Below are 24,388 nucleotides of genomic sequence, written 5' to 3' on the forward strand. Positions count from 1 at the left end.
CTAGGTCAGCGCGCCCATCACGGGCTTCCACTCGGTGACACTCGCGGCCTCGAGCAGGTTCTCCCGTGCGAAGGGATCGTTGTCGAACAGGCTGCGGACCGATGCCTCGTCGTCGCCGTTGACGATGATCAGGGCGCCGCTGTCGTCCGTGTACGGGCCCGACACCACGAGCACTCCCTCGTCCAGCAGTCCTCGCAACCATTCGCGGTGCTCGGCGCGATACCGGTCGCGACCCTCGGTCGTGGACGACGAGTAGGTGTACGAGACGACGAAGTGGGCCACGGTTGTTCTCCTCGGTCAGAGCGTCAAGAGCATTCGAGTATTGCCGAGCGTGTTCGGCTTGACGTAGCTGAGGTCCAGGAACTCGGCGACACCGGTGTCGTAGGACCGGCACATCTCCGCGTAGACCTCGGCGGTGACCGGCGTGCCGTCGATCTCGACGAAGCCGTGCCGGCTGAAGAAGTCGACCTCGAAGGTCAGCACGAACACCCGCGTCAGCTCGAGCTCGCGGGCCACCTCGATCAGCTTCGAGGTGACGAGATGACCGACGCCGTGCCCTTTCACGCTGGGGTCGACGGCCACCGTGCGTACCTCGCCGAGGTCCGCCCACAGCACGTGCAGGGCCCCGCATCCGACGACCTGGTCACCCTGCTCGGCCACCCAGAATTCCTGCACGGCTTCGTACAGGGTGACGAGGTTCTTCTCCAACAGAATGCGGCCGGCGTAGATGTCGATGAGGCGCTTGATGTCCTCGACGTCTGAGGTGCGGGCGCGACGGACGACGACAGTCATGGGGTGAACAGTAGTGGTCGAGCGCAGAAGATATTGTGACCGTGTGCCGTACCCCGAGTTCCCGCGCCGCGAGCGGTTGGTCGTTCGGTGACCGAGCGGCACGGCGGCGATTCGGTGAAACCCCCAGCGGATGCGGTCATCTCGACACCTCCTCTGCTCAACATCGCGAACGTGCTGACCGTCCTGCGCATCGTCCTCGTGCCGGTTTTCCTCGCCGCGCTCTTCGCCGACGGCGGCCACGACACGTTCTGGCGATGCATGGCGTTCACGATCTTCGCGGTCGCCGCGGTGACCGACCGAATCGACGGCCAGCTGGCACGCAAGCACGGACTGGTCACCGAGTTCGGGAAGCTCGCCGACCCCATCGCCGACAAGGCACTCATCGGTGCCGCGATGGTGGGGTTGTCGATACTCGGCGATCTGCCGTGGTGGGTCACCGTGGTCATCGCGGTCCGGGAGCTGGGCATCACCGCGCTGCGCTTCGCAGTGCTGCGACATGGGGTGATCCCGGCCGGTCGGGGCGGCAAGCTCAAGACTCTGGTCCAAGGTGTCGCCATCGGCCTGTACGTTCTGCCCCTGCCGGAGGTGGTGATGCCCGCCGCGATGGTCGTCATGGGCGCCGCCGTCGTGCTCACCGTGGTGACCGGCATCGACTACCTCGTTCAGGCGGTGCGGCCTCGTGTCGTGGCGGTCACGGAGTCGTAATAGGCTTGCACGACACGCTCGGGAACCATCCGGCCCCCGGCGGACGTTGGCATTGAGACGGACACGATGAAGGAGGGGCCGCATGGCGCTGCTCTTGCGTGAGGCACTCGGTGACAGTCTTCGACGCACTCGGGTATCTCAAAGCCGAACACTGCGCGAGGTCTCCAACACGGCACGAGTGAGCCTCGGATATCTCTCCGAGGTCGAGCGTGGTCGTAAGGAGGCGTCGAGCGAACTGCTCAATGCCATTTGTGACGCGCTGGCCGTTCCGCTGTCCGCCGTTCTCTACGACGTCAGCGAAACAATGTCCGACGCGCCGGTGCGGACCGAGACGGTCGAGGTCGACAAGGCCGCGCACATTTCCGACGAGACCAGAGTCGTTATTCCAGCGCCCGCACCGAGGGCCCTCGCGGCTGCGTAGTCTTGCATCACGCCACGGCGACGGTCGTGGAATCATTCCAGGAAAGCCGTAGTCGCGGTCGTCGCGGCAGAATTCATGGAGGCGGGACCAACCAATGGCCAATCCTTTCGTCAAGGGCTGGAAGTACCTCATGGCCCTCTTCAACTCGAAAATCGACGAGAAGGCCGACCCTCAGGTTCAGATTCAGCAGGCCATCGAGGATGCTCAGCGTCAGCACCAGGCGCTGTCCCAGCAGGCCGCGTCCGTCATCGGTAATCAGCGTCAGCTCGAGATGAAGCTCAGTCGCCAGCTCGACGAGGTCGAGAAGCTGAACGCCAACGCGCGCCAGGCAGTCACCCTTGCCGATCAGGCCAACGCCGCCGGCGACGTCGAGAAGGCCACGCAGTACACCAACGCCGCCGAGGCGTTCGCTGCGCAGCTCGTGACCGCCGAGCAGAGCGTCGAGGACCTCAAGGTTCTGCACGATCAGGCTCTGCAGGCAGCCACGCAGGCCAAGAAGGCCGTCGAGCAGAACGCGATGTCGCTGCAGGCCAAGGTCGCCGAGCGCACCAAGCTGCTCAGCCAGCTCGAGCAGGCCAAGATGCAGGAGCAGGTCAGCGCGTCGCTGCGGTCCATGGACTCCACGCTCTCCGCACCCGGGAACACCCCCAGCCTCGACGCGGTGCGCGACAAGATCGAGAAGCGCTACGCCAACGCGTTGGGCTCGGCGGAGCTCGCACAGAACTCCGTGCAGGGCCGGATGATGGAAGTTCAGCAGGCGAGCGTCCAGATGGCCGGACACAGCCGCCTCGAGCAGATTCGCGCGTCGATGGCCGGTGACTCCCTGACGTCGGGAACGCCCAACACGCAGAAGAACCTCTCTGCGCCCGCGCAGCCTGCCGTCGAGCCGCCCGGCCAGACCGGTTCCACGAGCTAGGACCGCGGCGGTGGCGCTGTCGCACTTTCGGTCGGTGGTGGACTACGCGCTGGCCCTGTCCGATCCCCGCAGGAAAGAGATTCGTCGACGCCGGCGGACCCGGCGCAAGGCATCCTTCTTCGGTGCCGCGTCGGGGTCGACAGCCGTCGGAACGGCCGCGGTAGCAGCAGCGTCCGCTCCCGAGTGGCTCGTGGTCACCGGTGGCGGCGCGGTTGTGGTCTTCGCTGTTCCTGCCGTTCTCGCCGTAAACCGATACCGACGCATGCGGGACCTCCCGCTCCCGCCCGCTGCGCCCCGTAAACGTGCCCTTCCGCCGTGGGGTTCGGCAGCCCGCGGTCCGGTCCAGCGCCTCACCGGTGCCGAGCAGAGTTTGCACCACCTGCTCGGTCTGGTCGCCCGATCGGGGGCCATCGCCACGACCGATCTGGACGACACAGCACGGATTGCCGCGGCAGCCTCGGAGTCCCTGCAATCGGTGGCGCAGGACGTCGTGGAGATGGAACGCGCTGCGCAGGGCAGTCCTCGGGCAGCCGAACATCTGTCCGCCTCCATCGCATCAGCCGTGGAGGAACTCGATCAAGGTGTGGACCAGTTCGACGAATTGGTCGCTGCCGCAGCACAACTCACTGCACCTGGGGTTAGCGGACCTGCCGCTCGACGCGACGCCCTGCTCTTCGCCTCGGATCGTCTGCGCGGGTGGGCATTCGCATTGGATCAGCTGAAACCCGGCTCCGGTCAGGGCGTCTGACTCACCTCGACTGCTCCGCTCGCAGTGACCGTCTGCGGGTTGATCTGCGGGACGAAGGCCCCCGTTGTCATCGTGACGGTGTACTCGACCCATCCGGTGCCCGTGTCGATGACCGCGCCGCCTGTGGGGTCGGTGGTCGGGACCGACACAACGATCTCGTCACTTCTGTCCCTCGGGTTGTGTCGGGGTAACCCCTGATCTTTCCCTGATCTTGCTGCTCAGGCCGTGTTTTCGGCGTCGGCGCGTGCCACGATCGACACACGGAAGCGATCGGGTACGCCGATCGCAGCAACCAAGGAGTCGGTGTCATGTTCTGGAAAATCGTGCTCGGAATCGCTGTCGTGTGGATCGTGCTGACGGTCCTCGGAGCGATCCTGAAGTTCCTGTTTCCGTTGATCGCGCTGTCGGTCCTGGTGTTCGGGCTGTACCTGTTGTTCAAGGCGATGGGCAACAACGACCACGCTGACCTGAAACTCTGAAACGGTTAGTGTTGCCCCGTGCGCATTGCGGTGGTGGCAGGTCCAGACCCGGGCCACGCGTTCCCGGCCATCGCATTGGCTCTCGCCATCCTTCGAGCGGGCGACGATGCGGTTCTGTACACCGGCGATCGCTGGACGGGAGCGGCTCGGCGAGCCGGAATCGAATGCCGCGAACTGCAGGGACTCGCGCCGCGCACGACCGACGACGACCACGATGCCGGGCAGCGCCTTCATGCGCGAGCGGCCCACATGGCGACACCGTTGATGAACGACCTCGTCGAGGCCCGCGTCGACCTCGTCGTCTCCGACGTCCTCACGGCGTCGGGCGGGATGGCGGCGGAGAAACTGGGATTGCCGTGGGTGGAACTGCTTCCGCATCCCCTGTATTCCGCGTCGAAGTCGTTGCCGCCGTTGGGAAGTGGGTTGGCTCCGGGCGTCGGGCCACGCGGGCGCCTACGAGATTCGGTCATGCGGACGCTCACCGCGCGTTCCATTCGCCAAGGACAGCGAGAGCGCGGTGCGGCACGGGAAACGCTCGGTCTTCCTTTCGACGAACCGGGGCCCGCCGCCACCCTGGTTGCCACCATTCCGGCTCTCGAGGTGCCGCGTACGGACTGGCCGTCCACTGCGCGCCTCGTGGGGCCGCTGCTGTGGGAGCCGACGAACGCCGTGTTGGAGCCGCCGCCAGGTGACGATCCGCTCGTGATGATCTCGCCCTCCACGGCGATCACCGGGGCGAAAGGCATGGTCGAAGCTGCCGTCGAAGGCCTACGAGATTCCGGTGTGCGGGTGATCGTCAGCATGGTCGACGATCCGCCGAAAGACTTGCCGCCGTGGGTCGTTGCGGGGCTCGGTCGTCAGGACGTGATGCTTCGAGACGCACGAGTGGTGGTGTGCGGCGGCGGGCACGGCATGCTGTCCAAAGCCTTGACCGCCGGCGTGCCGGTGGTCACGATCCCCGGCGGCGGCGACCAGTGGGAACTGGCCAATCGTGCTGCGCGGCAGGGGAGTGCGGTGCTCGTGCGACCGCTCACGCCCGAGTCCGTGGGCGACGCGGTCAGGACCGTGCTCACCGATCCTTCGTACGCCGCAGCGGCGGCACGTGCGGCGCGGGACGCGACCGCGGTGAAGGATCCGGTCGCGGTGTGCAGGAGTGTGTTCGGGGGGCGGTGAGGGTGCGGGGTGCCGGCTCCGAGGCTTGGGGCACTCCGGTTCGCTTCGGGCACGGCCGATTGCGGATGCGGCCGGCTATTCGGGGTGCACGGGCGTGCGGGCACTCCGGGTTGCCGGTGAGCTGCACGATCCGGGGTGCCGGAAGGTTCGGGCACCGCGGTTCGCTCCGGGCACGGCCGATCGCACGCGTCCCTGACAATCCGGGGTGCACCAAGTCCCAACCTGGTCCAGGCGGACCGCATCGCCCGGCCCGCTACGGTGGACATCGTGCGCATGACCGACTTCTACGAACGTATCGAGACCCAGTTCGGTCGAATTCGAGGCGATTCCATCCTCGTCGACCATGTCATCACGAGCTTGGGCGGCCTGACCGGTGCGCAAGCGATCGAGGCCGGGGTGGATCCGAAAGAGGTCTGGCGGGCACTCTGCGCCGAGTTCGATGTTCCCAAATCTGTCTGGTGATCGGTGGGCGTGTCTCGACACGTAATCGAACAGGTGTTCCCCTATAGTTGGTTTCAGAACTTGTCGGTACCCGCATCTACCGTATCGGCAGATCGCGCGGGAAGGCCTCAGCGGCCGGATCGCACGGGAAGGCCGGAGGCCGGCCGGATCCGTTGGAGAAGACCACTAAGGAGAACATGATGGCCGCAGCAGCATACGACCGGGACAAAGCACTCGATCTTGCTCTTGCTCAGATCGACAAGAACTTCGGCAAGGGCTCGGTGATGCGTCTCGGTGACGAGGCTCGCGTGCCCATCGCGGTGATCCCCACGGGATCCATTGCATTGGACGTCGCGCTCGGCATCGGAGGGTTGCCGCGCGGACGTGTCATCGAGATCTACGGCCCGGAGTCCTCGGGTAAGACGACGGTGGCGCTGCACGCAGTGGCCAACGCGCAGGCGGCCGGCGGCATCGCCGCCTTCATCGATGCCGAGCACGCGCTCGACCCCGATTACGCACAGAAGCTGGGCGTCGACACCGACGCACTGCTCGTCTCGCAGCCCGACACCGGTGAGCAGGCGCTGGAAATCGCCGACATGCTGATCCGCTCCGGCGCGCTCGACATCCTCGTCGTCGACTCCGTGGCTGCGCTGGTTCCCCGCGCGGAGATCGAGGGCGAGATGGGTGACAGCCACGTCGGTCTGCAGGCTCGCCTCATGAGCCAGGCGCTCCGCAAGATCACCGGCGCCATCAGCGCGTCCAACACCACCGTGATCTTCATCAACCAGCTGCGCGAGAAGATCGGTGTCATGTTCGGGTCTCCCGAAACCACCACCGGCGGTAAGGCGTTGAAGTTCTACGCATCCGTTCGCCTCGACATCCGTCGCATCGAGACGCTCAAGGACGGCACCGACGCAGTCGGTAACCGCACCCGCGTGAAGGTCGTCAAGAACAAGGTGTCGCCGCCCTTCAAGCAGGCCGAGTTCGACATCCTCTACGGTCGCGGAATCAGCAAGGAAGGCTCGCTCATCGACATGGGTGTCGAGCACGGCTTCGTTCGGAAGTCGGGTTCGTGGTTCACCTACGAGGGTGATCAGCTCGGTCAGGGCAAGGAGAACGCTCGCAAGTTCCTGCTCGAGAACACCGACATCCGCGACGAGATCGAGAAGAAGATCAAGGAGAAGCTCGGCATCGGGGCGGACGTTCGCGACGCCGCCGAGGTCGCGCCGGCTCCGGTCGACTTCTAGGCCGCAGTGCGCGACGAACGCGCCGACCGACCGGGCGCCCGAGACACTTCGGGCGCCCGCTCGCGTCCTGAGGGCGGCACGGAGGCGCAGGCGAAAGACGTCTGCCTCCGGTATCTCACCGATCGGGCGCGCAGCCGAAAAGAGTTGGCAGACAAGCTGACCACCAAAGGCTTCACGCCGGAGATCATCGAGCGAGTGCTCGATCGTCTGACCGACATCAAGCTGATCGACGACGTGGAGTTCGCTCAGCAGTGGGTCACGTCACGGCACACGTATTCGGGTCGCGGTAAGCGCGCCATCGGGATGGAACTGCGCACCAAGGGCATCAGTCAGGACATTGCCGCGCAGGCACTGGACACCATCCACGGTGACGACGAAAAAGAACGCGCCCGTGAGCTGGTCGTGAAGAAGATGCGCACCCTGGCACGGTCGGGGAACCTGTCGACGACGGACCGAGCGGAGCGCGACCGCATCGTGCGCAAGCTGGTGTCGATGCTGGCACGACGAGGGTTCGCTCAGGGCATGGCGTTCGACGTGGTCAAGACAGAGCTCGAGGCCCACGGCGCGGACGCCGAAGGCCTCGAGGTAGAGCAGTAGAGCTAGACCGTGGTGGAGTTGCCGGTCCCGGTCATGCCCGGTGCTCCCACGTTGGCGCCGGCCGGCAACACAGCGCTGCCCTTCGACTTGCGAAGCCGCTTCTCCACGCGGGTGGCCAGCTGAGTCAGCAGCGAGTTCAGCACGATCATGATGATCGCCACCACGATCAGCGCCGGGAGGTAGTTGCCGTAGAACGCGCCCACCTGCTGGCCCGAGCGGACCACTTCCACGTAGCCGATCAGGTAGCCGAGCGCAGAGTCCTTAAGCGCCACCACCATCTGCGAGATGATCGCGGGGAGCATTGCCGTCACCGCCTGGGGCAACAGGATGATGCGCATGATCTGTCCCTTGCGCAGACCCACCGCCATGGCGGCTTCGGTCTGGCCCTTGGGAAGCGACCCGATGCCCGACCGGACGATCTCCGCGATCACCGAACCGTTGTAGAGGGTCAGGCCCGTCACCACCGCGGCAAGCGCGAGGTAGCGGGACTTGAACACCTGGTACTCGGCGAAGAACTGATAGAGGAAAATCATCAGGATCAGAACCGGGATGGCGCGGAAGAGTTCGACGATGAACCCGCACACCATGCGGATCGCCCGATGATCCGACAGCCGGCCGATGCCGAGGACAGCACCGAGGAACAGCGCGAACACGATGGACAGCGCGGCGGCGATCAGCGTGCCCCGAATGCCAGGGATCACATACGTTGTCCACGTGGAGGAGTCGACGAAGGGGCGCCACTTGTCCGCAGTGATCTGGCCCTTGTCGCTGAGCGCGGAGTAGATGTAGTACAGCACCGCGAGGACGAGCAGCCCGACGACGACGGACAGGATCGTGTTGCGGGTGCGGGCCTTCGGGCCCGGCGCGTCGTAGAGAACCGATGCTTGGCTCATCGGGCCACCGCCAATCGCTTGTTGAGCCAGCCGAAGAACAAGCCGGTGGGCAGGGTGAGGATCACGAATCCGAGCGCGAAGATGCCGCCGACAACGAAGATGGCGGCTTCGTTCTCGATCATCGACTTCATCAGCAAGGACGCCTCGGCAACACCGATGACGGCGGCGATCGTGGAGTTCTTCGTCAAGGCGATCAGCACGCTGCCCAGCGGTGCGATCACGGCCCGAAACGCCTGCGGCAGAACGATCATCCGCAGATTCTGGGAGAAGGTGAGACCGAGGGATCGGCCCGCCTCGGCCTGGCCGACGTTCACGGTGTTGATGCCGGACCTGATCGACTCGCATACGAATGCGGCCGTGTAGACCGTCAATCCGAGAACTGCGAGACGGAAGTTGTTGTCCTTGAGGAACGTCGGTGATCCGGCGTTGGCCAGGGTCAACCCGAGAGTCTGGTTCAGGCCGAACGCCGTGAAGACGAGGATCAGTGTCAGCGGTGTGTTGCGGAAGATGGTGACGTAGGTCGAACCGACCCAGCGCGCCACGGGGATGGGGGAGACGCGCATTCCTGCCAGGACAGTTCCGAGGATCAACGCGCCGACGGCGGAGAACACCGTCAGTTTGATGGTCATCCAGAACGCCTGAAGCAGTTGCGTGTCGTACTTGGTGATCAGGTCCACCTACGTGCTCCCCTGTCGGATCTCGAGATGCGGGACGAACGAACAACTGCCGACGGCCCGGCAGGGCACCGGGCCGTCGGCAGCAGCGATTGGATCAGTAGCGGTCGACGGTGGGCGGGTTGGGGATCGGGTAACCCGACGGTCCGACGGTGGACTCGAACGCCTGCTTCCACGCACCCGAGGAGATCATTTCCTCGATCGCGTCGTTGATCTTGTTGCGGGTGTCGGTGTCACCCTTCTTCAGGCCGATGCCGTAGTTCTCGGTCGAGAACGGCTGACCGACGAGCTTGAGCTGTCCCGGGTACTGCGCGGCGTAGCCGGCCAGGATGATGTCGTCGGTGGTGAGAGCCTGGACCGCGCCGTTGCGCAGCGCCTCGACGCACGCGGAGTACGTGTCGTACTCCTGCAGCTGGACATCGGGGTACTGGTCCTTGATCTTCTGCGCGGGGGTCGAGCCCGAGACCGAGCACAGGATCTTTCCGCCGAGAGTGTCGGGACCGGTGATGTCGTTGTTGTTGCTGGCCACCAGAAGCGACTGTCCGGCAACGAAGTACGGGCCGGCGAAGTCGACCTTCTCCTTGCGCGCATCGGTGATGGAGTAGGTGGCGACGACGTAATCGACCTCGCCGTTCTCGATCAGGGTCTCGCGCTGTGCCGACGGAGCTTCCTTGAAGGTGATGCCGGAGGCCGGGACGCCGAGCTTGTCGGCGACGTACTTGGCCACCTCGACGTCGAATCCGGTGAACGAGCCGTCAGGGTTACGCAGTCCGAGGCCCGGCTGATCGAACTTGATGCCGATGTTGAGGGTGCCGCTCGCGGCGCTCTCGGACGCGCTGGTGGCTTCGTCACCTCCACAAGCGGTTGCCGCGAAAGCCAGGGCTACGGCAGCGACGCCGAAGCGGAGCGAACGTGTGATCTTCATCGAACTCCTTCGTGAAATGGGTGATGCGGTTACGTGGGTGAATCCGAATCAGTGACTGAGAATCTTGCCGAGGAAGTCCTTGGCGCGGTCGGATTTCGGTGCGGTGAAGAAGGTTTCGGGATCGGTGTCCTCCACGATCTGACCGTCTGCCATGAAGACGACCCGATCTCCGGCCTTGCGGGCGAAGCCCATCTCGTGGGTGACCACCACCATGGTCATGCCCTCCTTGGCCAGTGACGTCATGACGTCGAGCACCTCGTTGACCATCTCGGGATCGAGGGCCGAGGTGGGCTCGTCGAACAGCATCACCTTGGGGTTCATCGCGAGCGCACGGGCGATGGCCACACGCTGCTGCTGTCCGCCGGACAGCTGCGCCGGGTACTTGTCGGCCTGGTTGGCGATCCCGACGCGCTCGAGGAGGTCCTTCGCCGTCTTGTCCACCTCGGCCTTGCCCAGCTTGCGCACCTTGGTGGGCGCGAGCTTGACGTTCTCCAGGATCGTCTTGTGCGCGAAGAGGTTGAACGACTGGAACACCATGCCGACGTCGGCACGCAAGGCGGCCAACGCTTTTCCTTCGGAGGGCAGTTCCTTGCCGTCGACCTCGATGGTGCCGGAGTCGATGGGCTCGAGGCGGTTGATGGTGCGGCAGAGCGTCGACTTTCCGGAACCGGACGGCCCGAGGACGATGATGACCTGTCCAGTCGGAACTTCGAGGTCGATGTCCTTCAGTACATGGAGATCGCCGAAGTGCTTCTGCACTCCACGCATCGAGATCATCGGACGGTTTGCAGATACCGGTGCGGCGGGCGAGCTCATGGCGATGACCCTATTCGTAGTTTGCTCTGCCACAGGCATTTATTGGGGTTCTTCACGGGTTATGTAATGGAATCTTTACTCGTCGCGAAGAGTCGGTGCAGGAAAGAGCCAGGTGGAGTGGGCCGTACCCTGGAGGTGTGGACACGATCGACCGAACCCGACGCAGCTACGAAGTGCGCACCCACGGCTGCCAGATGAACGTGCACGACTCCGAGCGGTTGTCCGGACTGCTCGAGGAAGCCGGATACGTACCTGCGGAAGCCGGGTCGGATCCGGATCTCGTCGTCTTCAACACCTGCGCCGTGCGGGAGAACGCAGACAACAAGCTCTACGGAAACCTCGGGATGCTGCGACCCGCGAAGGACGCCAACCCGAACATGCAGATCGCGGTCGGTGGCTGCCTGGCTCAGAAGGATCGCGAGACCGTCGTCAAGAAGGCGCCGTGGGTGGACGTGGTGTTCGGCACCCACAACCTCGGTTCGCTTCCGGCGCTTCTGGACCGCGCGCGCCACAACGAGCGCGCCGAGGTGGAGATCCTCGAGTCGCTGGAAGCCTTCCCGTCGACGCTGCCCGCGAAGCGCGACTCCGCGCACTCCGGGTGGGTGTCCATCTCCGTGGGATGCAACAACACGTGCACGTTCTGCATCGTCCCGTCGCTGCGCGGCAAGGAAGTCGATCGTCGGCCCGGAGACATCCTCGCCGAGGTGCAGGCACTCGTCGACGAAGGTGTCCTGGAGGTGACTCTCCTCGGCCAGAACGTCAACGCCTACGGTGCGTCCTTCGGCGACCCGGACCTCCCACGCGACCGCGGCGCCTTTGCTTCGCTGCTGAAGGCGTGCGGGTCCATCGAGGGTCTCGAACGTGTGCGTTTCACCTCACCGCACCCCGCCGAGTTCACCGACGACGTCATCGAGGCAATGGCGACCACACCGAAAGTGTGCCCGACGCTGCACATGCCGCTGCAGTCCGGTTCGGACCGAATTCTGCGCGCGATGCGGCGGTCGTACCGCAGGGACAAGTTCCTCGGAATCATCGACCGTGTTCGCGCCGCGATTCCCGACGCCTCGATCACCACCGACATCATCGTGGGATTCCCGGGCGAGACCGAGGAAGACTTCCAGGACACTCTCGACGTGATGCGCCGCGCCCGCTTCACCAGCGCGTACACCTTTCAGTACTCCAAGCGACCCGGGACGCCCGCGGCAGAGATGGCCGATCAGGTGCCGAAGGCCGTCGTGCAGGAACGTTACGAGCGTCTCACCGCTCTGCAGGAGCAGATCACCCTCGAAGGCAATCAGGCGATCGTCGGTAACGAGGTCGAACTCCTGGTCTCGGCGCACGGCGGGCGCAAGAACGCAGCCACCGAGCGGATGAGCGGACGTACCCGCGACGGACGTCTGGTCCACTTCCGGCCCGGAGCCGACCCGTCGGCCATCCGTCCGGGGGACATCGTGACCTCCCGAGTGACCGACGCTCGGCCGTACCACCTCGTCGCCGACGGCGAAATTCTCGGCCACCGCACCACCAAGGCCGGCGACCGCTACGCACTCGGTATCACCCCGAAGACGGCGCCCATCGGCGTCGGACTCGGATTGCCGAGCATCGGCGCCCCGGCCCCGGAACCCGTATCGACAGGATGTGCACTGTGACAGACAAAACGGCCTCGGAGAAAAATGCCTCGGACAAACAGGCAGCACTGGAGCGGCTCGGCACCATGGAGGACGCCGAACGCAAGGTGTCCGGCGCGATCGATCCCGGAGCCCGCGCGCTCGTGGTCGCGGTAGCCGTCCTGGTCCTGCTCCTGTCGTTCGCGTTGCCGCACACCGGTTCTGCCAACGGATGGGACGTGCTGGCCGGTGACTCGGACGCGATCGCCGAATCGATTGCCCTGCCGTCGCGCATCTTCGTGTGGCTGACGCTGGTGTTCTCGGTGATCTTCTCGACTCTGGCCTTGGTCACCCAGAAATGGGCGCTCGCCTGGATCGCTCTCTACGGTTCCGGAGTGGCCACCGTGTTCGGCCTGTTGGCGATCTGGTCGCGGCAGACGCTGCCGTCCACCTCGACGGGCGCGGGACCGGGCGCCGGACTGGTGTTGGCGTGGATCGTCGTCGCTGTGCTGACGTTCCATTGGCTCCGCGCCGTGTGGCTGAGGTCGACCGCTCAACTCGCAGCAGCCGAGCGGCGACGAATCGCCACCGCGGAAGCCGACGCCCGCGCCGAGCGCGGACCAGCCGACTTCAGCTGATCGCGCTCTCGGCAGCCTCGGCCCACTCGCGCCACTGCTGGGCCTGAGCCTGCAGTTTCTCTGCGTCCTTCGTCTTGCCCGCGGCAGTGGCTTTGGCTGCCTGCTCCTCGAACGCCGTCACGCGCTCGCGGAACTGAGCGGCTCGTGCCAGAGCCTCGGGGTCGGTTCTGCGCCACTCGTTGTCGGCTGCGTCACGGACCTTCTTCTCGATCGCGCGCAGTCGGCCTTCGAGGTCCTGCATCTTCTCCCGAGGCACCTTGCCGATGGCGTCCCACTTGTCCTGAAGCGTGCGCAGGGCGGCGCGGGCACCCTCGATGTCCGTTGCCGGGTCGATGGACGCAGCGCCCTTCAGCAGTTCCTCCTTGGCGGCTGCGTTCTCCTCGAATTCCGCGTTCTGCTCCGACTGAGCAGCGTTGCGTGCGGCGAAGAACACGTCCTGAGCGCCCTTGAATCGCTTCCACAGGGCGTCGTCCGCATCACGCGGAGCGCGTCCGGCCGCTTTCCACTCGACCAACAGATCGCGGAACACCGCGGCGGTGGGGGCCCAATCCGTCGAGGTCGACAGCTCGTCCGCCTTGGCGACCAACTCTTCCTTCTTGATCTTCGCGGCTCCGCGTTCGCGGTCCAGATCGGCGAAGTGCGCGCCGCGTCGACGGTTGAAGGCCTCGCGCGCCTTCGAGTATCGCTTCCACAGGGCGTCGTCCACCTTGCGGTCGACGCCGCGGATGGTCTTCCACTCGTCGAGAATCTCGCGGAGGCGGTCTCCTGCCGCTTTCCATTGCGTCGACTCGTTGCCGATCTGCTCGGCCTCCGCGGCGAGGGCTTCCTTGCGTGCGGTGCTCTCGGTGCGCTCGCGTTCCTTCTGCTCCTTGTTGGCCGCGGCGACCTCGTCGGAGCTGCTGATGATGGCCTGCAGGCGGGCGGCCAACGATTCGATGTCGCCGATGACAGCGGCGCTGGGGAGCGTCTCGGCCAGTGCGCTCGCGGCAGCCCGAGTCTTCTTCGCATCTCCCGCACCCGAGGTCAGGCGTGCTTCGAGCAGTGAGACCTCGGTGGCCAGGTCGTCGTAGCGGCGTCCGAAGTGTGCAAGACCCTCGGCGGCGTCGCCGGCCTGCCAGGAGCCGATCTGCCTCTCGCCGTCGGGACCGAAGACCCAGGCGGTGCCGTCGTCGTCGACGCGCCCGAACTTCGACGGATCGGTGGTCACCGGTGCGGGCGCGTGCGCGACCGGGTGCGGGAGGTGCTTGTGCGAAGGCGCCGGGCCGGGCCTGGGCCCCGGGCGCGGCGACGGCTTGGGGGAGGAGGACGGTGCCGGAGCCTCAGCGGCAGCTGTGTCGGCGGCGGCTGTGTGGGCGGTGTCGGCCCCGGTGGTGCTGGGTCCCGTGTTCTCGGTCATGTGTCCTCGTCTCTGCCGCGCGTCACGGCTGCCTGAACTACGTGTGCTCGACCATTCAACCCCGTTCTGCGTCGCAGCGACCAGTGAAACAGGTGATGAACCACAACCGACTAGGTTTGAGGGGTGCTCGCCGCTGCCGCATTTGTCTCGTCCCCGCCGATCCTGGTTCCGGAACTTGGTGGGTCGATCGCGCTGGAGACGCGGGACTTGCGACAGGCGACACTCGACGCCGCGGGCGTTCTCGCCCGTTCCGCGAGCAGGTGGATCGCCATCGGCGTGGGCGACGCTGTCGACACCGTTCCGGCGACGTCTGCGGGCACCTATGCGGGGTTCGGTGTCGACGTGGTGGTGACCTTGTCGCCCGACACGGCGCCGACTGTCGACCGATCGATGCCGCTGAGCGCACTCACCGGAGCGTGGATCAGGACCGCGGCGGCGCCCGAGACCTCACTCGAAGTGCGCACGATCCCCGCCGATACCGATCCTGCCGCGGCCCGTCGGTACGGACTCGCCCTGCGGGCGGAGCTGGACGCGCTGGACGAGCCGATCGGACTGTTGGTGATCGCCGACGGGGCGACGACGCTGACCGCCAAGGCGCCCGGCTCCTTCCACGAGGGGGCGCCGGAGGTTCAGGCCAAGGTCGACCGGGCACTGCACACCGGTGACGCCGACGCGCTGTGGGCGCTCGACGCAGACCTGTGCCACGACATCGGAATGACCGGCCGCGCGATCTGGCAGATCGCCGCTGCCGCCGTACTTCCGGTGTCGAGCGCCACAGAGCTCTATTCAGGCGCACCGTACGGCGTCGGATACTTCGTCGGGCTGTGGCTGCCATGACACGGGGGTTGCCATGACACGGGGGTTGCCATGACACGGGGGTTGCCATGACACGGCCCGTCGCCGTCGTCGGTCCCACCGCCACGGGGAAGTCGGATCTGGCGCTGACGATCGCCGAGGAACTGGGCGGCGAAATCGTCAACATCGATGCGATGCAACAGTATCGGGGTATGGACATCGGCACGGCCAAGACGCCGGTCGATCAGCGTCGCGGAATCCCGCACCACCGACTCGACGTCCTCGACGTCACCACCACCGCGACCGTCGCGGGGTACCAAGTTGCCGCGTCCGCCGAGATAGAGGACATGCTGCGGCGAGGCGTCGTGCCTGTGATCGTGGGCGGATCGATGATGTACGTGCAGTCGCTGCTGGACCAATGGTCCTTTCCCGCAACAGATCCCGACGTCAGAGCGAAGTGGGAAGCGGTTCTGGCCGAGCGCGGAACGCAGGGTCTGCACGAGGCCCTCCGAGCGGCGGACCCGGCTGCTGCCGCCACCATTCTGCCCACCGACGGCCGTCGGATGGTGCGCGCGCTCGAGGTGGTGGAGTTGACGGGCAAGCCGTTTGCCGCGTCGGCTCCGACCATCGGCGCGCCGCGCTGGGACACGATCATTCTCGGAATCGACCGTGATACAGACCAACTCGATGAGCGGATTGCATTGCGCACGACGCAGATGTTCGATCAGGGTCTGATCGGCGAGGTGGAGGGTCTCGTCGATCTCGGTCTCCGAGACGGCGTCACCGCTGCGCGCGCGATCGGGTACGCGCAGGTTCTGTCCATGCTCGACGGAGAGATGACCGAGGAGCAGGCGCGCGAGCTCGCCTTCACGGGCACCCGACGCTACGTGCGGCGGCAGCGCTCGTGGTTTCGTCGAGACTCGCGCATCATGTGGCTCGACGGCGCCGATCCTCGTTTGGTGGACCGCGCAGTGCAGATCGTCGGAAAGGGCGTCTCGACGACATGGAACAGATGATCACCACCCGCAACGCGCGGTTTCAGCAGTGGCAGTCCTACCTCACCAATCGCCAGAAGCGCACGCGCGCCGGTCTCTTCGTGGTTCAGGGGGTACGGCCGCTGACTCTTGCGCTCGAGAAGGGCTGGCCGATCGACACTCTCGTGTACCGGCGTCAGGACGCTCCACTGTCGTCGTGGGCGTCCGGAATCCTCGACGCAGCTACCGTCTCGACGGTCGCGATGTCCCCCGAGCTGATCGGGGAACTGGGCGACAAGCCGGACCAGCCGCCGGAGCTTCTCGCGGTGTGCGGGGCCGCATGGGTGGACCTGAAGAACTGGAACCCGCCCGGCGACAACCCGGTCGTCGTGGTGTTCGACCGCCCGACGTCACCGGGAAATCTCGGGACACTGATTCGCTCGGCGGACGCATTCGGGGCTGCGGGGGTGGTGATCACAGGACACGGGGCGGACCCGTTCGATCCGCAGTGCGTCCGCGCGTCCACCGGATCCGTCTTCGCGGTGCCGGTGGCGCAGGCCGGCGGACCGCCCGACGTCGTCGAGTTCGTCACCCGGCAGATCGGCCGCGGCGTACCCATGTCCGTCGTCGGTACGGACGAGACCGGGACGGTGCCGCTGTACGGCCACGACTTCACCGGCGGAACGGTCCTCGTGGTGGGCAACGAGACGCGTGGAATGAGCGCGGCCTGGCGCGCCGCGTGCGACACCGTGGTGTCCATCCCGATCGGCGGGTCGGCCAGCTCGCTCGGGGCACCGTCGGCCGGCGCCGTGAGTCTGTACGAGATGGCTCGACAGAGGCGCGGCTAGGCTGTCCACCATGGATTTCGCGAAAGGTCACGGCACCGAGAACGACTTCGTGCTCCTTCGTGACCTCGACGTGGCCGTCGATCTGGTGCCGTCACGTGTCGACGCGCTGTGCGATCGGCGGCGCGGCATCGGCGCGGACGGTGTGCTCCGCATCGCCAGGTCCGGGGCTCTCCGCGATCGGGGCGTTCTCAGCGAACTCCCGTCCGGCGTCTCCGAGGACGACTGGTTCATGGACTACCGCAACGCGGACGGATCGATCGCGGAGATGTGCGGCAACGGAGTGCGCGTGTTCGCGCACTACCTCCGCGCGTCGGGTCTCGAATCGCGGTCGGACTTCGTCGTCGGCAGCCGAGCCGGGGCCCGTCCCGTGACCGTGCACTCTGCGGACAACACGAACGCCGACGTCACGGTGCACATGGGCGAGGTTCGTGATCTCGGCCGCTCCAGCGCGATGGTGGCCGGGCGGAAGTTCGACGGCATCGGGATCGACGTCGGCAATCCGCACCTCGCGTGCGTCGACGCCGAACTCGACAGCGCGGCTCTGCGGACGCTCGACCTGTCGGCGCAGCCGGAGTTCGACGCCGACACCTTCCCGCACGGGGTCAACATCGAGTTCGTGACGGTGCCGCGTGGCGGCGCTGTCGACATGCGCGTGTTCGAGCGAGGCGTGGGAGAGACACGCTCGTGCGGTACCGGAACCGTGGCTGCCGCAGCGGCAGCGCTGCGATTCGACGGCGCCGACAGCGGTGAGGTGACGGTCCGGGTGCTCGGCGGCGAGGTCGTCGTTCGCATCCAGCACGGAGCGGCAGAGCTGCGTGGACCGTCGAAGCTCGTGGCCTCGGGAACCGTCTCCGACTCGTGGTGGGCATCGCTGACGTAATGCAAGTGCACGCAGCCGGCTTTTCGTGGATCATGAGTGGTGTATGACGAACTCACATCATCTCCTGCCCGATGCTGACAACCACTCCGACGAAGACCCCACCTGGTCCGTCGGCGACATGCAGCTCGAGGACCGCGCATCGCTTCGCCGTGTCGCGGGTCTGTCCACCGAACTCACCGACGTCACCGAGGTCGAGTACCGACAGCTGCGACTCGAGCGCGTGGTTCTCGTCGGAGTGTGGACCTCCGGTACCGCGATCCAAGCCGACTCGTCCATGACCGAGCTCGCCGCTCTCGCCGAGACCGCGGGTTCGGAAGTGCTCGAAGGTCTCGTTCAGCGTCGTGACAAGCCCGACGCCGCGACGTACATCGGTTCCGGCAAGGCCAAGGAACTGCGCGAGGTGGTGGTGGCAACCGGCGCCGACACCGTGATCTGCGACGGCGAGCTCACCCCGGCGCAGCTGACTGCGCTGGAGAAGATCGTCAAGGTCAAGGTCATCGACCGCACGGCGCTGATCCTCGACATCTTCGCTCAGCACGCGTCGTCGCGTGAGGGCAAGGCCCAGGTGGCGTACGCCCAGATGGAATACATGCTCCCGCGCCTGCGTGGTTGGGGTGAGTCGATGTCCCGGCAGGCCGGTGGTCGTGCCGGAAGCAACGGCGGTGTGGGTCTGCGTGGTCCCGGTGAGACCAAGATCGAGACCGACCGTCGACGCATTCGTGAGCGGATGGCGAAGTTGCGCCGCGAGATCAAGGGCATGAAGGCCGCCCGCGACACCAAGCGGACGCGTCGCCTGCACAGCGACGTTCCGAACATCGCGATCGTCGGCTACACGAACGCCGGAAAGTCATCACTTCTCAACGCACTCACCGGTTCCGGTGTGCTGGTGCAGAACGCGCTCTTCGCCACGTTGGATCCGACGACGCGCAAGGCGCAGCTCGACGACGGTCGAGCCTGCGTCCTCACCGACACCGTCGGCTTCGTGCGACACCTCCCGACTCAGCTCGTCGAGGCGTTCCGGTCGACGCTGGAAGAGGTCACCGACGCCGACCTCCTGCTGCACATCGTCGACGGGTCCGACCCCTTGCCGACCGAGCAGATCAACGCGGTGCACGAAGTCATCGCCCAGGTCGTGCGCGAGCAGAACACCGTGCCGGTGCAGGAACTGGTGGTGGTCAACAAGATCGACGTCGCGGACCCGGTCACGTTGACGCAACTGCGCAGTCTTCTTCCGGGCGCGGCGTTCGTGTCGGCGCACACCGGCGAGGGCATCGACGAATTGCGTTCCATGATCAGTGAATTGGTGCGTCCGCCCGAGGTGTCGGTGAGCGTTCTGGTGCCGTACGACCGCGGTGATCTGGTGTCGCGCATTCACGCGGACGGGCAGATCGTCAGTTCGACTCACGAGGACGGTGGCACCCGCATCGACGCGAAGGTGCCGTACGCGTTGGCGTCGGCGCTGCACGACTTCAGCCACAGTGCGTAGGGCGCTCTCCCTCACTGCTGCTGCGTTCCTGCTGTTTCCGGGAACGGCCGCTGCTCAGGAAGCGAGCTTCGGTCAGCTCTGTACGCCCACCGACCCGGGGCTTTCGGAGTTGTCGGGTACCACCGTCGTGGGCGGGAGGCTCTTCGGGATGGGTGACAGCGGCGCCGACGATCGCGTCGCCGAGATCGACCCGACGACGTGCGCCGTGGTGCGGTGGATCCCCAATCCGGTGGACCCGTACGACGTCGAGGACCTGTCGCACTACTCGAACTCGTTGTGGTTGGGCGACATCGGAGACAACGACTCGATCCGTCCCACCGTGGCGCTGACTCGACTCGACCCTGCCGACGGTTCGGGGGAACTGCACCGACTGACGTATCCCGACGGACCGCACGATGCGGAGACCCTGCTGATCGGCCGCGACGGCGTCCCGGTGATCGTGACCAAGGTGGCGTCCGGGTCAAGCGGGATCTACAGCGCCGGAGTTCCTGTCGATCAGTTGGCGTCGCCCGGCCCGAGCGCGCTGACTCGCGTGGGGGAGATGCGGCTGACGGCCACGGGGACGCCCGGTGGTCCGCCGTTGATCCGGGGATCGCTCCTCGCGACCGGTGGCGCCGTGAGCGCCGACGGCACGGTGGTGGCCCTCCGTACCTACACCGACCTGTACCTCTATTCGGCTCCGGGCGGAAACGTTGTGTCCGCATTGATGTCCGGGCCCGCCGAACAAATTCCCCTGCCCGAGCAGCCGCAAGGTGAGTCGCTGGCGTTCGCCGACAACGGTGATCTGTTGTTGGGATCGGAGGAGGGCTTCACCTCGACGCCGACGCTCCCGCCGATCATGGTGCTACGCGGCGCGACGGAACTGGTCGCACCGCCGCCGGAAGCAGCGGCAGACGAACCGAACGAATCGACGCGGACCGTCGTGTGGGTGCTCGTCGCTGGGGGAGCAGTTGCGCTGATCATCCTGGGACCAGGAGTGTTCCTGGCCAAGCGTCGGCGGTAGTCAGGAATGCCGGTCGACGAGTTCGCGAGCGTCGTTAAATGCGAGGCCGCGATACTGCATTCGTAAGTTTTCGATCGACTCCATGCGATCAGCGGAGCGGGCGATGGCCGACACGACATCTCGTTGTGCCACAGAGTCTTTTGGTACCGGACGCGCAGGCTGGTCGGGGCGCTGTCGGTAGTCCCTCCACGCGATGTACGTGGTACGGGCCAGAGCAATGCTGAGGCCGACCCAGAGAACCAAGCGAATCCAATCGCGTATCGAGGGCGCGTGCGCCACCGAACTCAGCACGTCCGGTCCGACAAGAAACACGAGGGCTACCAGGGCTGTCGGGGCTCCCCAACGCCCTCGTGTGCTGCTCCCCTCAGCCATGGGCCGAGGATACCCAACCGCCGTCTCCGAAACGACGCCAGTGAAGGAATCCGGTGCTGTTGACCGCGATATACGCGGTCAACAGCACCCGATTATCAGGCGCCGATACTGTCCAACTGCGCGACGTCGTCGGCCGAGAGTGTGAGTCCGGCACCGGCGACGTTCTCGCGCAGATGATCCACCGACGACGTGCCCGGAATGAGCAGGATGTTCGGCGAGCGCTGGAGCAACCAGGCCAGGGCCACGGACATCGGACTCGAATTCAAGCGTGTTGCGACGTCGTTCAGCTCGCTCGACTGCAACGGGGAGAAGCCGCCGAGGGGGAAGTAGGGCGTGTACGCAATACCCTGCGCCGCAAGCGAATCGATCAGGTCGTCGTCGTCCCGATGAGCGAGGTTGTAGAAGTTCTGCACGCAGACGATAGGTGCGATGGATTGCGCTTCGGCGACCTGCTCGGCGTTGACCGTACTGATCCCGAGATGCTTGATCAGTCCCTGCTGCTGCAATTCTGCGAGCACGGTGAACGGCTCGGCGAGGGATCCGGGCTCCGGGCTGTCGAAGCCGCCGACGCGCAGGTTGACCACGTCGATCGCCTCGAGGCCGAGGCGGTCGATGTTGTCGCGGACGGCTTGGCGCAGCTGTTCGGGCTCGCGCGCGGGGGGCCAACCACCCTCGGCATCGCGCAGTGCTCCGACCTTCGTGACGAGGTGGAGCGACTCGGGATACGGGTGCAGAGCCTCTTTGATGATCTCGTTGGTGACGTAGGGGCCGTAATAGTCGCTGGTGTCGATGTGGTTGATCCCGAGCGAAACCACCTCGCGCAGGACCGCGACGGCTGCGTCGCGGTCGGCCGGCGGACCGAACACGTGCGGTCCGGCCAGTTGCATGGCCCCGTAGCCCATTCGGGTGACGGTGAGATCGTCGGCCATCGTGAAGGTGCCTCCGGGAAGGCTCGCTGTCGTCATGCCTTGATCCAACACCCTTCGACTCGGGGTGATTCCAACTGTTCCTCGGGGACTCCGAGGTACATATCGTTCGTGCCATGAAACTGTGCGCCCGTGTCGTTCACGCGATCGCAGCTCTCTTCGAGCGTGACGAACATGCCGCCCTTGCGGTGGTCGATTTCGGTCTGCACTGCTGAGACGACAACACCCCCGCCTCCCTGGTACGGGACGGCGGGGGTGCTGCAGGTAGGCCGTAGGTCAGGCGTCGAGATCGGACGCGACGAGTGCCGCGATCTTGTCGAGCGTCTCCTGCGTTTCGGCGGTGACCTTGACCTCGGTGCCCTTGGTGGCGCCGAGGGTCATGATCAGCAGAGCCGACCCGGCGTCGACCTCTTCGTCTTCTTCGACCTCGAGGGTGACCTCTTCACCGGCGGCCTCGACCGCTTCGGCGATGATGGCTGCCGGGCGAGCGTGCAGCCCGATGGCCGAACCGACGGTGACGGTGGTGCTGGGCATAAGTGCTCCTTCTGGTGATGAAGTGGTGGAGATCAGGCTGCCACGGCGATCTTGTCCTCGACCAGGACGGGTTCCTTCTTACCCGCGAACTGCTTGATCGATGTGACGAGCAGTGCCGAGACGACGGTACCGATGGCCAGGGCCGCGAGGAACGTGAAGAAGTTGTTCATCGCGAAGAACACCAGCAGTCCACCGTGCGGTGCGCTGAGGGTGGTGCCGAAGGACATGATCAGTGCACCGGTGACGGCGCCGCCGGCCATCATCGACGGGATCACTCGCAGCGGATCGGTCGCGGCGAAGGGGATCGCACCTTCGGAGATGAAGGCAGCGCCGAGAAGCCATGCGGCCTTGCCGTTCTCGCGCTCTGCCTCGCTGTAGAGCTTCGGGCGAAGGGTGGACGACAGTGCCATCGCGAGCGGCGGAACCATGCCCGCGGCCATGACTGCGGCCATGATCTTCAGAGACGCAGTGTTGTCGACGCTCAGACCGGCGGTCGCGAAGGCGTAGGCCGCCTTGTTGACCGGTCCGCCGAGGTCGAAGCACATCATCAGGCCGAGAATGATGCCGAGGATGATGACCGACGAGCCCGACAGTCCGTTGAGGAAGTTGGTGAGTCCGGTGGTGATCGCGGCGAGCGGGCGGCCGAGAACGAGGAACATCAGAGCGCCGACCACCAGGGTTGCGCCGAGCGGGATGATCACGACGGGCATCAGGCCGCGCAGCCACGGCGGTACGGAGATGCGGCTGATCCACAGTGCGACGAAGCCGGCGATGATGCCGCCCACGAGGCCGCCGATGAATCCGGCACCGACGAACAGTGCCACGGCACCGGCGGTGAAACCTGGTGCGAGACCGGGCCTGTCGGCGATGGCGAACGAGATGTAACCGGCCAGAGCGGGGACGAGGAAGCCGAACGCCAAACCGCCGAGCTGGAACAGCACCGCGCCGATGAAGATGCGCAGGCCGCCGTCCGGGAGGTTGGTCAGGCTGTTGTTGGTCATGATGTCTTCCGCGACACCCTTGATCTCGTACCCGCCGAGCAGGAATCCGAGAGCAATGAGCAGGCCGCCGGCGGCGACGAACGGAATCATGTAGCTGACGCCGGTGAGCAGGATCTGGCGCAGGCGAGTGCCCCAGCCGAGCGAGCTGCCGGACGACGATGCGTCGGAGGCACCCGGAGCGGTACCCGAGACGGTGCGTGCCGACGGATCCATCGATGCGCGCAGCGCCTCGGTGACCATCACGTCGGGCTCGTTGATGGCGCGCTTGACGCCGGACTCGATGACGGGCTTGCCGGCGAAGCGTTCCCGGTTCTTCACGCCCACGTCGGTGGCGAAGATGACCGCGGCGGCGTTCGCGACGAGCGACGGGTCGAGCGGCGTCGAGCCCGACGAACCCTGCGTCTCGACGTAGACCGGAACGCCGGCGCGCTCACCGGCGGCGGTCAGCGAATCGGCCGCCATGTAGGTGTGCGCGATGCCGGTGGGGCACGCCGTGATGGCGACGATGTGGCGGGCACCGCCGGCAGCGTCGGCGGGTCCGGCGTCCTTGGTCGTGGCAACCGGGGCGGCCGCGGCCGCGGTGGTGGCAGCAGCAGCGGATGCCTTGGGGGCCTTGGGCTTGAGCACCTCCTCGACCAGCGCGACGACGTCGGCCGGGGTGGCCGCTTCACGCAGCGAGGTCACGAACGCGGGCTTGACCAGTGCACGGGCCAGGCTGGAGAGCAGTTTCATGTGCTCCGAGCCGGCGCCTTCGGGTGCGGCGATGAGGAAGACGAGGTCGGCGTCGCCGTCGGGTGCGCCGAAGTCGACCTTCGGGTTCAGGCGGGCGAAGCCGAGCGACGCCGTGGTGACGGCCGCAGACCGGCAGTGGGGGATGGCGATGCCGCCGGGAAGGCCGGTGGCCGACTGCGCTTCGCGGGCGAGGGCTGCGTCGCGCAGTCCGTCGACCTCGGTGGCGCGCCCGGCGTCGGCGAGCAGCCCGGCCAGCTTCTCGATGACGTCGTTCTTGGTGGACCCGAGGTCCGCGTCGAGAGTGATCAGCTCCTCGCTGATGATTCCCGGCCTGGTGCTGGAGGTGGTCATTGATTCTTTCCTTGGTGT

28 protein-coding genes are annotated in these 24,388 nt (G+C 66.1%); 17 read left to right on the top strand and 11 right to left on the bottom strand.

What is annotated here, in order from left to right; translation table 11 throughout:
* Together AC59JP_RS04560 and AC59JP_RS04565 are read right to left on the bottom strand one after the other, a co-directional pair.
* Complete coding sequence (locus AC59JP_RS04560; RefSeq protein WP_497324428.1) at positions 1–282, bottom strand: YciI family protein; 282 nt, start codon at positions 280–282, stop codon at positions 1–3.
* A gap of 15 nt (positions 283–297) precedes the next feature.
* Complete coding sequence (locus AC59JP_RS04565) at positions 298–792, bottom strand: amino-acid N-acetyltransferase (protein ID WP_497324429.1); 495 nt, start codon at positions 790–792, stop codon at positions 298–300.
* A 114-nt stretch (positions 793–906) separates the two neighbouring features.
* On the opposite strand from AC59JP_RS04565, the gene pgsA reads away from it, so the two are divergent.
* The 4 genes from pgsA to pspM all read left to right on the top strand — a co-directional run bounded on the left by pgsA (position 907) and on the right by pspM (position 3,582).
* Positions 907–1,497: a CDP-diacylglycerol--glycerol-3-phosphate 3-phosphatidyltransferase gene (pgsA, locus tag AC59JP_RS04570; RefSeq protein ID WP_497324871.1), complete on the top strand. Its 591-nt coding sequence runs from the start codon at positions 907–909 to the stop codon at positions 1,495–1,497.
* 82 nt (positions 1,498–1,579) lie between these two features.
* On the top strand, positions 1,580–1,918 hold the full coding sequence (locus tag AC59JP_RS04575; protein ID WP_497324430.1) for a helix-turn-helix domain-containing protein: 339 nt from the start codon (positions 1,580–1,582) through the stop codon (positions 1,916–1,918).
* A 94-nt stretch (positions 1,919–2,012) separates the two neighbouring features.
* Positions 2,013–2,834, top strand: a complete 822-nt coding sequence (locus AC59JP_RS04580; protein WP_497324431.1) for a PspA/IM30 family protein — start codon at positions 2,013–2,015, stop codon at positions 2,832–2,834.
* A 10-nt stretch (positions 2,835–2,844) separates the two neighbouring features.
* Entirely contained in the window at positions 2,845–3,582 is a 738-nt protein-coding gene (gene pspM / locus AC59JP_RS04585) for a phage shock envelope stress response protein PspM (protein WP_497324432.1), read from the top strand.
* Here the strand turns inward: pspM and AC59JP_RS04590 are convergent.
* Positions 3,570–3,731, bottom strand: coding sequence for a hypothetical protein (locus AC59JP_RS04590; protein WP_497324434.1), 162 nt, complete (start codon positions 3,729–3,731; stop codon positions 3,570–3,572). The genes pspM and AC59JP_RS04590 overlap by 13 nt on opposite strands.
* A gap of 159 nt (positions 3,732–3,890) precedes the next feature.
* On the opposite strand from AC59JP_RS04590, the gene AC59JP_RS04595 reads away from it, so the two are divergent.
* The 5 genes from AC59JP_RS04595 to AC59JP_RS04615 all read left to right on the top strand — a co-directional run bounded on the left by AC59JP_RS04595 (position 3,891) and on the right by AC59JP_RS04615 (position 7,519).
* On the top strand, positions 3,891–4,061 hold the full coding sequence (locus AC59JP_RS04595) for a hypothetical protein (RefSeq protein WP_497324435.1): 171 nt from the start codon (positions 3,891–3,893) through the stop codon (positions 4,059–4,061).
* An 18-nt stretch (positions 4,062–4,079) separates the two neighbouring features.
* Complete coding sequence (locus tag AC59JP_RS04600) at positions 4,080–5,234, top strand: glycosyltransferase (RefSeq protein ID WP_497324436.1); 1,155 nt, start codon at positions 4,080–4,082, stop codon at positions 5,232–5,234.
* 267 nt (positions 5,235–5,501) lie between these two features.
* Complete coding sequence (locus AC59JP_RS04605) at positions 5,502–5,696, top strand: DUF3046 domain-containing protein (RefSeq protein ID WP_497324437.1); 195 nt, start codon at positions 5,502–5,504, stop codon at positions 5,694–5,696.
* A gap of 179 nt (positions 5,697–5,875) precedes the next feature.
* The gene (gene recA, locus AC59JP_RS04610; RefSeq protein WP_497324438.1) at positions 5,876–6,922 is read left to right on the top strand and encodes a recombinase RecA; all 1,047 of its coding nucleotides are present in this window, start codon (positions 5,876–5,878) and stop codon (positions 6,920–6,922) included.
* 6 nt (positions 6,923–6,928) lie between these two features.
* Positions 6,929–7,519, top strand: a complete 591-nt coding sequence (locus tag AC59JP_RS04615) for a regulatory protein RecX (protein ID WP_497324439.1) — start codon at positions 6,929–6,931, stop codon at positions 7,517–7,519.
* Positions 7,520–7,521: 2 nt separating this feature from the next.
* On the opposite strand, the gene AC59JP_RS04620 is transcribed toward AC59JP_RS04615, so the two are convergent.
* From AC59JP_RS04620 to gluA, 4 genes are all read right to left on the bottom strand, one after another.
* Positions 7,522–8,412, bottom strand: coding sequence for an amino acid ABC transporter permease (locus tag AC59JP_RS04620; protein WP_497324440.1), 891 nt, complete (start codon positions 8,410–8,412; stop codon positions 7,522–7,524).
* A complete protein-coding gene (locus AC59JP_RS04625) occupies positions 8,409–9,089 on the bottom strand; it encodes an amino acid ABC transporter permease (protein WP_497324441.1) in 681 nt (226 codons plus the stop codon). Before AC59JP_RS04625 ends, AC59JP_RS04620 begins: the two co-directional genes overlap by 4 nt.
* 94 nt (positions 9,090–9,183) lie before the next feature.
* Positions 9,184–10,011 carry a glutamate ABC transporter substrate-binding protein gene (locus AC59JP_RS04630; RefSeq protein ID WP_497324442.1) on the bottom strand — a complete coding sequence of 276 codons (828 nt, stop codon included), beginning with the start codon at positions 10,009–10,011 and terminating at the stop codon, positions 9,184–9,186.
* Between the two features lie 48 nt (positions 10,012–10,059).
* Positions 10,060–10,788 (bottom strand): glutamate ABC transporter ATP-binding protein GluA, encoded by a 729-nt coding sequence (gluA, locus tag AC59JP_RS04635; RefSeq protein WP_497324872.1) that lies wholly within the window; start codon positions 10,786–10,788, stop codon positions 10,060–10,062.
* Positions 10,789–10,964: 176 nt separating this feature from the next.
* On the opposite strand from gluA, the gene miaB reads away from it, so the two are divergent.
* Both miaB and AC59JP_RS04645 read left to right on the top strand, forming a co-directional pair.
* Complete coding sequence (gene miaB / locus AC59JP_RS04640) at positions 10,965–12,476, top strand: tRNA (N6-isopentenyl adenosine(37)-C2)-methylthiotransferase MiaB (RefSeq protein WP_497324443.1); 1,512 nt, start codon at positions 10,965–10,967, stop codon at positions 12,474–12,476.
* 65 nt (positions 12,477–12,541) lie between these two features.
* Complete coding sequence (locus AC59JP_RS04645) at positions 12,542–13,072, top strand: Rv2732c family membrane protein (protein ID WP_497324873.1); 531 nt, start codon at positions 12,542–12,544, stop codon at positions 13,070–13,072.
* Here the strand turns inward: AC59JP_RS04645 and AC59JP_RS04650 are convergent.
* Positions 13,065–14,468, bottom strand: a complete 1,404-nt coding sequence (locus AC59JP_RS04650; protein WP_497324444.1) for a DUF349 domain-containing protein — start codon at positions 14,466–14,468, stop codon at positions 13,065–13,067. The genes AC59JP_RS04645 and AC59JP_RS04650 overlap by 8 nt on opposite strands.
* A gap of 123 nt (positions 14,469–14,591) precedes the next feature.
* On the opposite strand from AC59JP_RS04650, the gene AC59JP_RS04655 reads away from it, so the two are divergent.
* The 6 genes from AC59JP_RS04655 to AC59JP_RS04680 are packed head-to-tail and all read left to right on the top strand — an operon-like array spanning position 14,592 to position 20,454.
* The gene (locus tag AC59JP_RS04655; RefSeq protein WP_497324445.1) at positions 14,592–15,305 is read left to right on the top strand and encodes a class III extradiol ring-cleavage dioxygenase family protein; all 714 of its coding nucleotides are present in this window, start codon (positions 14,592–14,594) and stop codon (positions 15,303–15,305) included.
* A gap of 47 nt (positions 15,306–15,352) precedes the next feature.
* On the top strand, positions 15,353–16,279 hold the full coding sequence (gene miaA, locus AC59JP_RS04660; protein ID WP_497324446.1) for a tRNA (adenosine(37)-N6)-dimethylallyltransferase MiaA: 927 nt from the start codon (positions 15,353–15,355) through the stop codon (positions 16,277–16,279).
* Entirely contained in the window at positions 16,267–17,085 is an 819-nt protein-coding gene (locus AC59JP_RS04665) for a TrmH family RNA methyltransferase (protein ID WP_497324447.1), read from the top strand. Before miaA ends, AC59JP_RS04665 begins: the two co-directional genes overlap by 13 nt.
* A 10-nt stretch (positions 17,086–17,095) precedes the next feature.
* Entirely contained in the window at positions 17,096–17,965 is an 870-nt protein-coding gene (gene dapF, locus AC59JP_RS04670; protein ID WP_497324448.1) for a diaminopimelate epimerase, read from the top strand.
* A gap of 43 nt (positions 17,966–18,008) precedes the next feature.
* Positions 18,009–19,451 carry a GTPase HflX gene (hflX, locus tag AC59JP_RS04675; protein ID WP_497324449.1) on the top strand — a complete coding sequence of 481 codons (1,443 nt, stop codon included), beginning with the start codon at positions 18,009–18,011 and terminating at the stop codon, positions 19,449–19,451.
* The gene (locus AC59JP_RS04680; protein ID WP_497324450.1) at positions 19,444–20,454 is read left to right on the top strand and encodes a hypothetical protein; all 1,011 of its coding nucleotides are present in this window, start codon (positions 19,444–19,446) and stop codon (positions 20,452–20,454) included. The genes hflX and AC59JP_RS04680 overlap by 8 nt, the downstream gene beginning before the upstream one ends.
* Before the next feature lie 467 nt (positions 20,455–20,921).
* On the opposite strand, the gene AC59JP_RS04685 is transcribed toward AC59JP_RS04680, so the two are convergent.
* The 3 genes from AC59JP_RS04685 to AC59JP_RS04695 form a co-directional block, all read right to left on the bottom strand.
* Positions 20,922–21,791 carry an aldo/keto reductase family oxidoreductase gene (locus AC59JP_RS04685; RefSeq protein WP_497324451.1) on the bottom strand — a complete coding sequence of 290 codons (870 nt, stop codon included), beginning with the start codon at positions 21,789–21,791 and terminating at the stop codon, positions 20,922–20,924.
* Between the two features lie 237 nt (positions 21,792–22,028).
* Positions 22,029–22,286: an HPr family phosphocarrier protein gene (locus AC59JP_RS04690; RefSeq protein ID WP_497324452.1), complete on the bottom strand. Its 258-nt coding sequence runs from the start codon at positions 22,284–22,286 to the stop codon at positions 22,029–22,031.
* 32 nt (positions 22,287–22,318) lie between these two features.
* On the bottom strand, positions 22,319–24,370 hold the full coding sequence (locus AC59JP_RS04695) for a PTS fructose transporter subunit IIABC (RefSeq protein WP_497324453.1): 2,052 nt from the start codon (positions 24,368–24,370) through the stop codon (positions 22,319–22,321).
* Positions 24,371–24,388: the final 18 nt, after the last annotated feature.

It is taken from the genome of Rhodococcus sp. 320_ES (assembly GCF_059691855.1).

Excerpts from the sequence above, each read along its gene's own strand:
- AC59JP_RS04595 (WP_497324435.1), top strand. The coding sequence starts at position 3,891 with ATGTTCTGGAAAATCGTGCTCGGAATCGCTGTCGTGTGGATCGTGCTG.
- AC59JP_RS04575 (WP_497324430.1), top strand. The coding sequence starts at position 1,580 with ATGGCGCTGCTCTTGCGTGAGGCACTCGGTGACAGTCTTCGACGCACT.
- AC59JP_RS04665 (WP_497324447.1), top strand. The coding sequence starts at position 16,267 with ATGGAACAGATGATCACCACCCGCAACGCGCGGTTTCAGCAGTGGCAG.
- dapF (WP_497324448.1), top strand. The coding sequence starts at position 17,096 with ATGGATTTCGCGAAAGGTCACGGCACCGAGAACGACTTCGTGCTCCTT.
- AC59JP_RS04690 (WP_497324452.1), bottom strand. The coding sequence starts at position 22,286 with ATGCCCAGCACCACCGTCACCGTCGGTTCGGCCATCGGGCTGCACGCT.
- AC59JP_RS04695 (WP_497324453.1), bottom strand. The coding sequence starts at position 24,370 with ATGACCACCTCCAGCACCAGGCCGGGAATCATCAGCGAGGAGCTGATC.
- AC59JP_RS04630 (WP_497324442.1), bottom strand. The coding sequence starts at position 10,011 with ATGAAGATCACACGTTCGCTCCGCTTCGGCGTCGCTGCCGTAGCCCTG.
- AC59JP_RS04580 (WP_497324431.1), top strand. The coding sequence starts at position 2,013 with ATGGCCAATCCTTTCGTCAAGGGCTGGAAGTACCTCATGGCCCTCTTC.
- AC59JP_RS04650 (WP_497324444.1), bottom strand. The coding sequence starts at position 14,468 with ATGACCGAGAACACGGGACCCAGCACCACCGGGGCCGACACCGCCCAC.
- AC59JP_RS04645 (WP_497324873.1), top strand. The coding sequence starts at position 12,542 with ATGGAGGACGCCGAACGCAAGGTGTCCGGCGCGATCGATCCCGGAGCC.
- AC59JP_RS04685 (WP_497324451.1), bottom strand. The coding sequence starts at position 21,791 with ATGACGACAGCGAGCCTTCCCGGAGGCACCTTCACGATGGCCGACGAT.
- AC59JP_RS04565 (WP_497324429.1), bottom strand. The coding sequence starts at position 792 with ATGACTGTCGTCGTCCGTCGCGCCCGCACCTCAGACGTCGAGGACATC.
- gluA (WP_497324872.1), bottom strand. The coding sequence starts at position 10,788 with ATGATCTCGATGCGTGGAGTGCAGAAGCACTTCGGCGATCTCCATGTA.
- hflX (WP_497324449.1), top strand. The coding sequence starts at position 18,009 with ATGACGAACTCACATCATCTCCTGCCCGATGCTGACAACCACTCCGAC.
- AC59JP_RS04620 (WP_497324440.1), bottom strand. The coding sequence starts at position 8,412 with ATGAGCCAAGCATCGGTTCTCTACGACGCGCCGGGCCCGAAGGCCCGC.
- miaA (WP_497324446.1), top strand. The coding sequence starts at position 15,353 with ATGACACGGCCCGTCGCCGTCGTCGGTCCCACCGCCACGGGGAAGTCG.
- recA (WP_497324438.1), top strand. The coding sequence starts at position 5,876 with ATGGCCGCAGCAGCATACGACCGGGACAAAGCACTCGATCTTGCTCTT.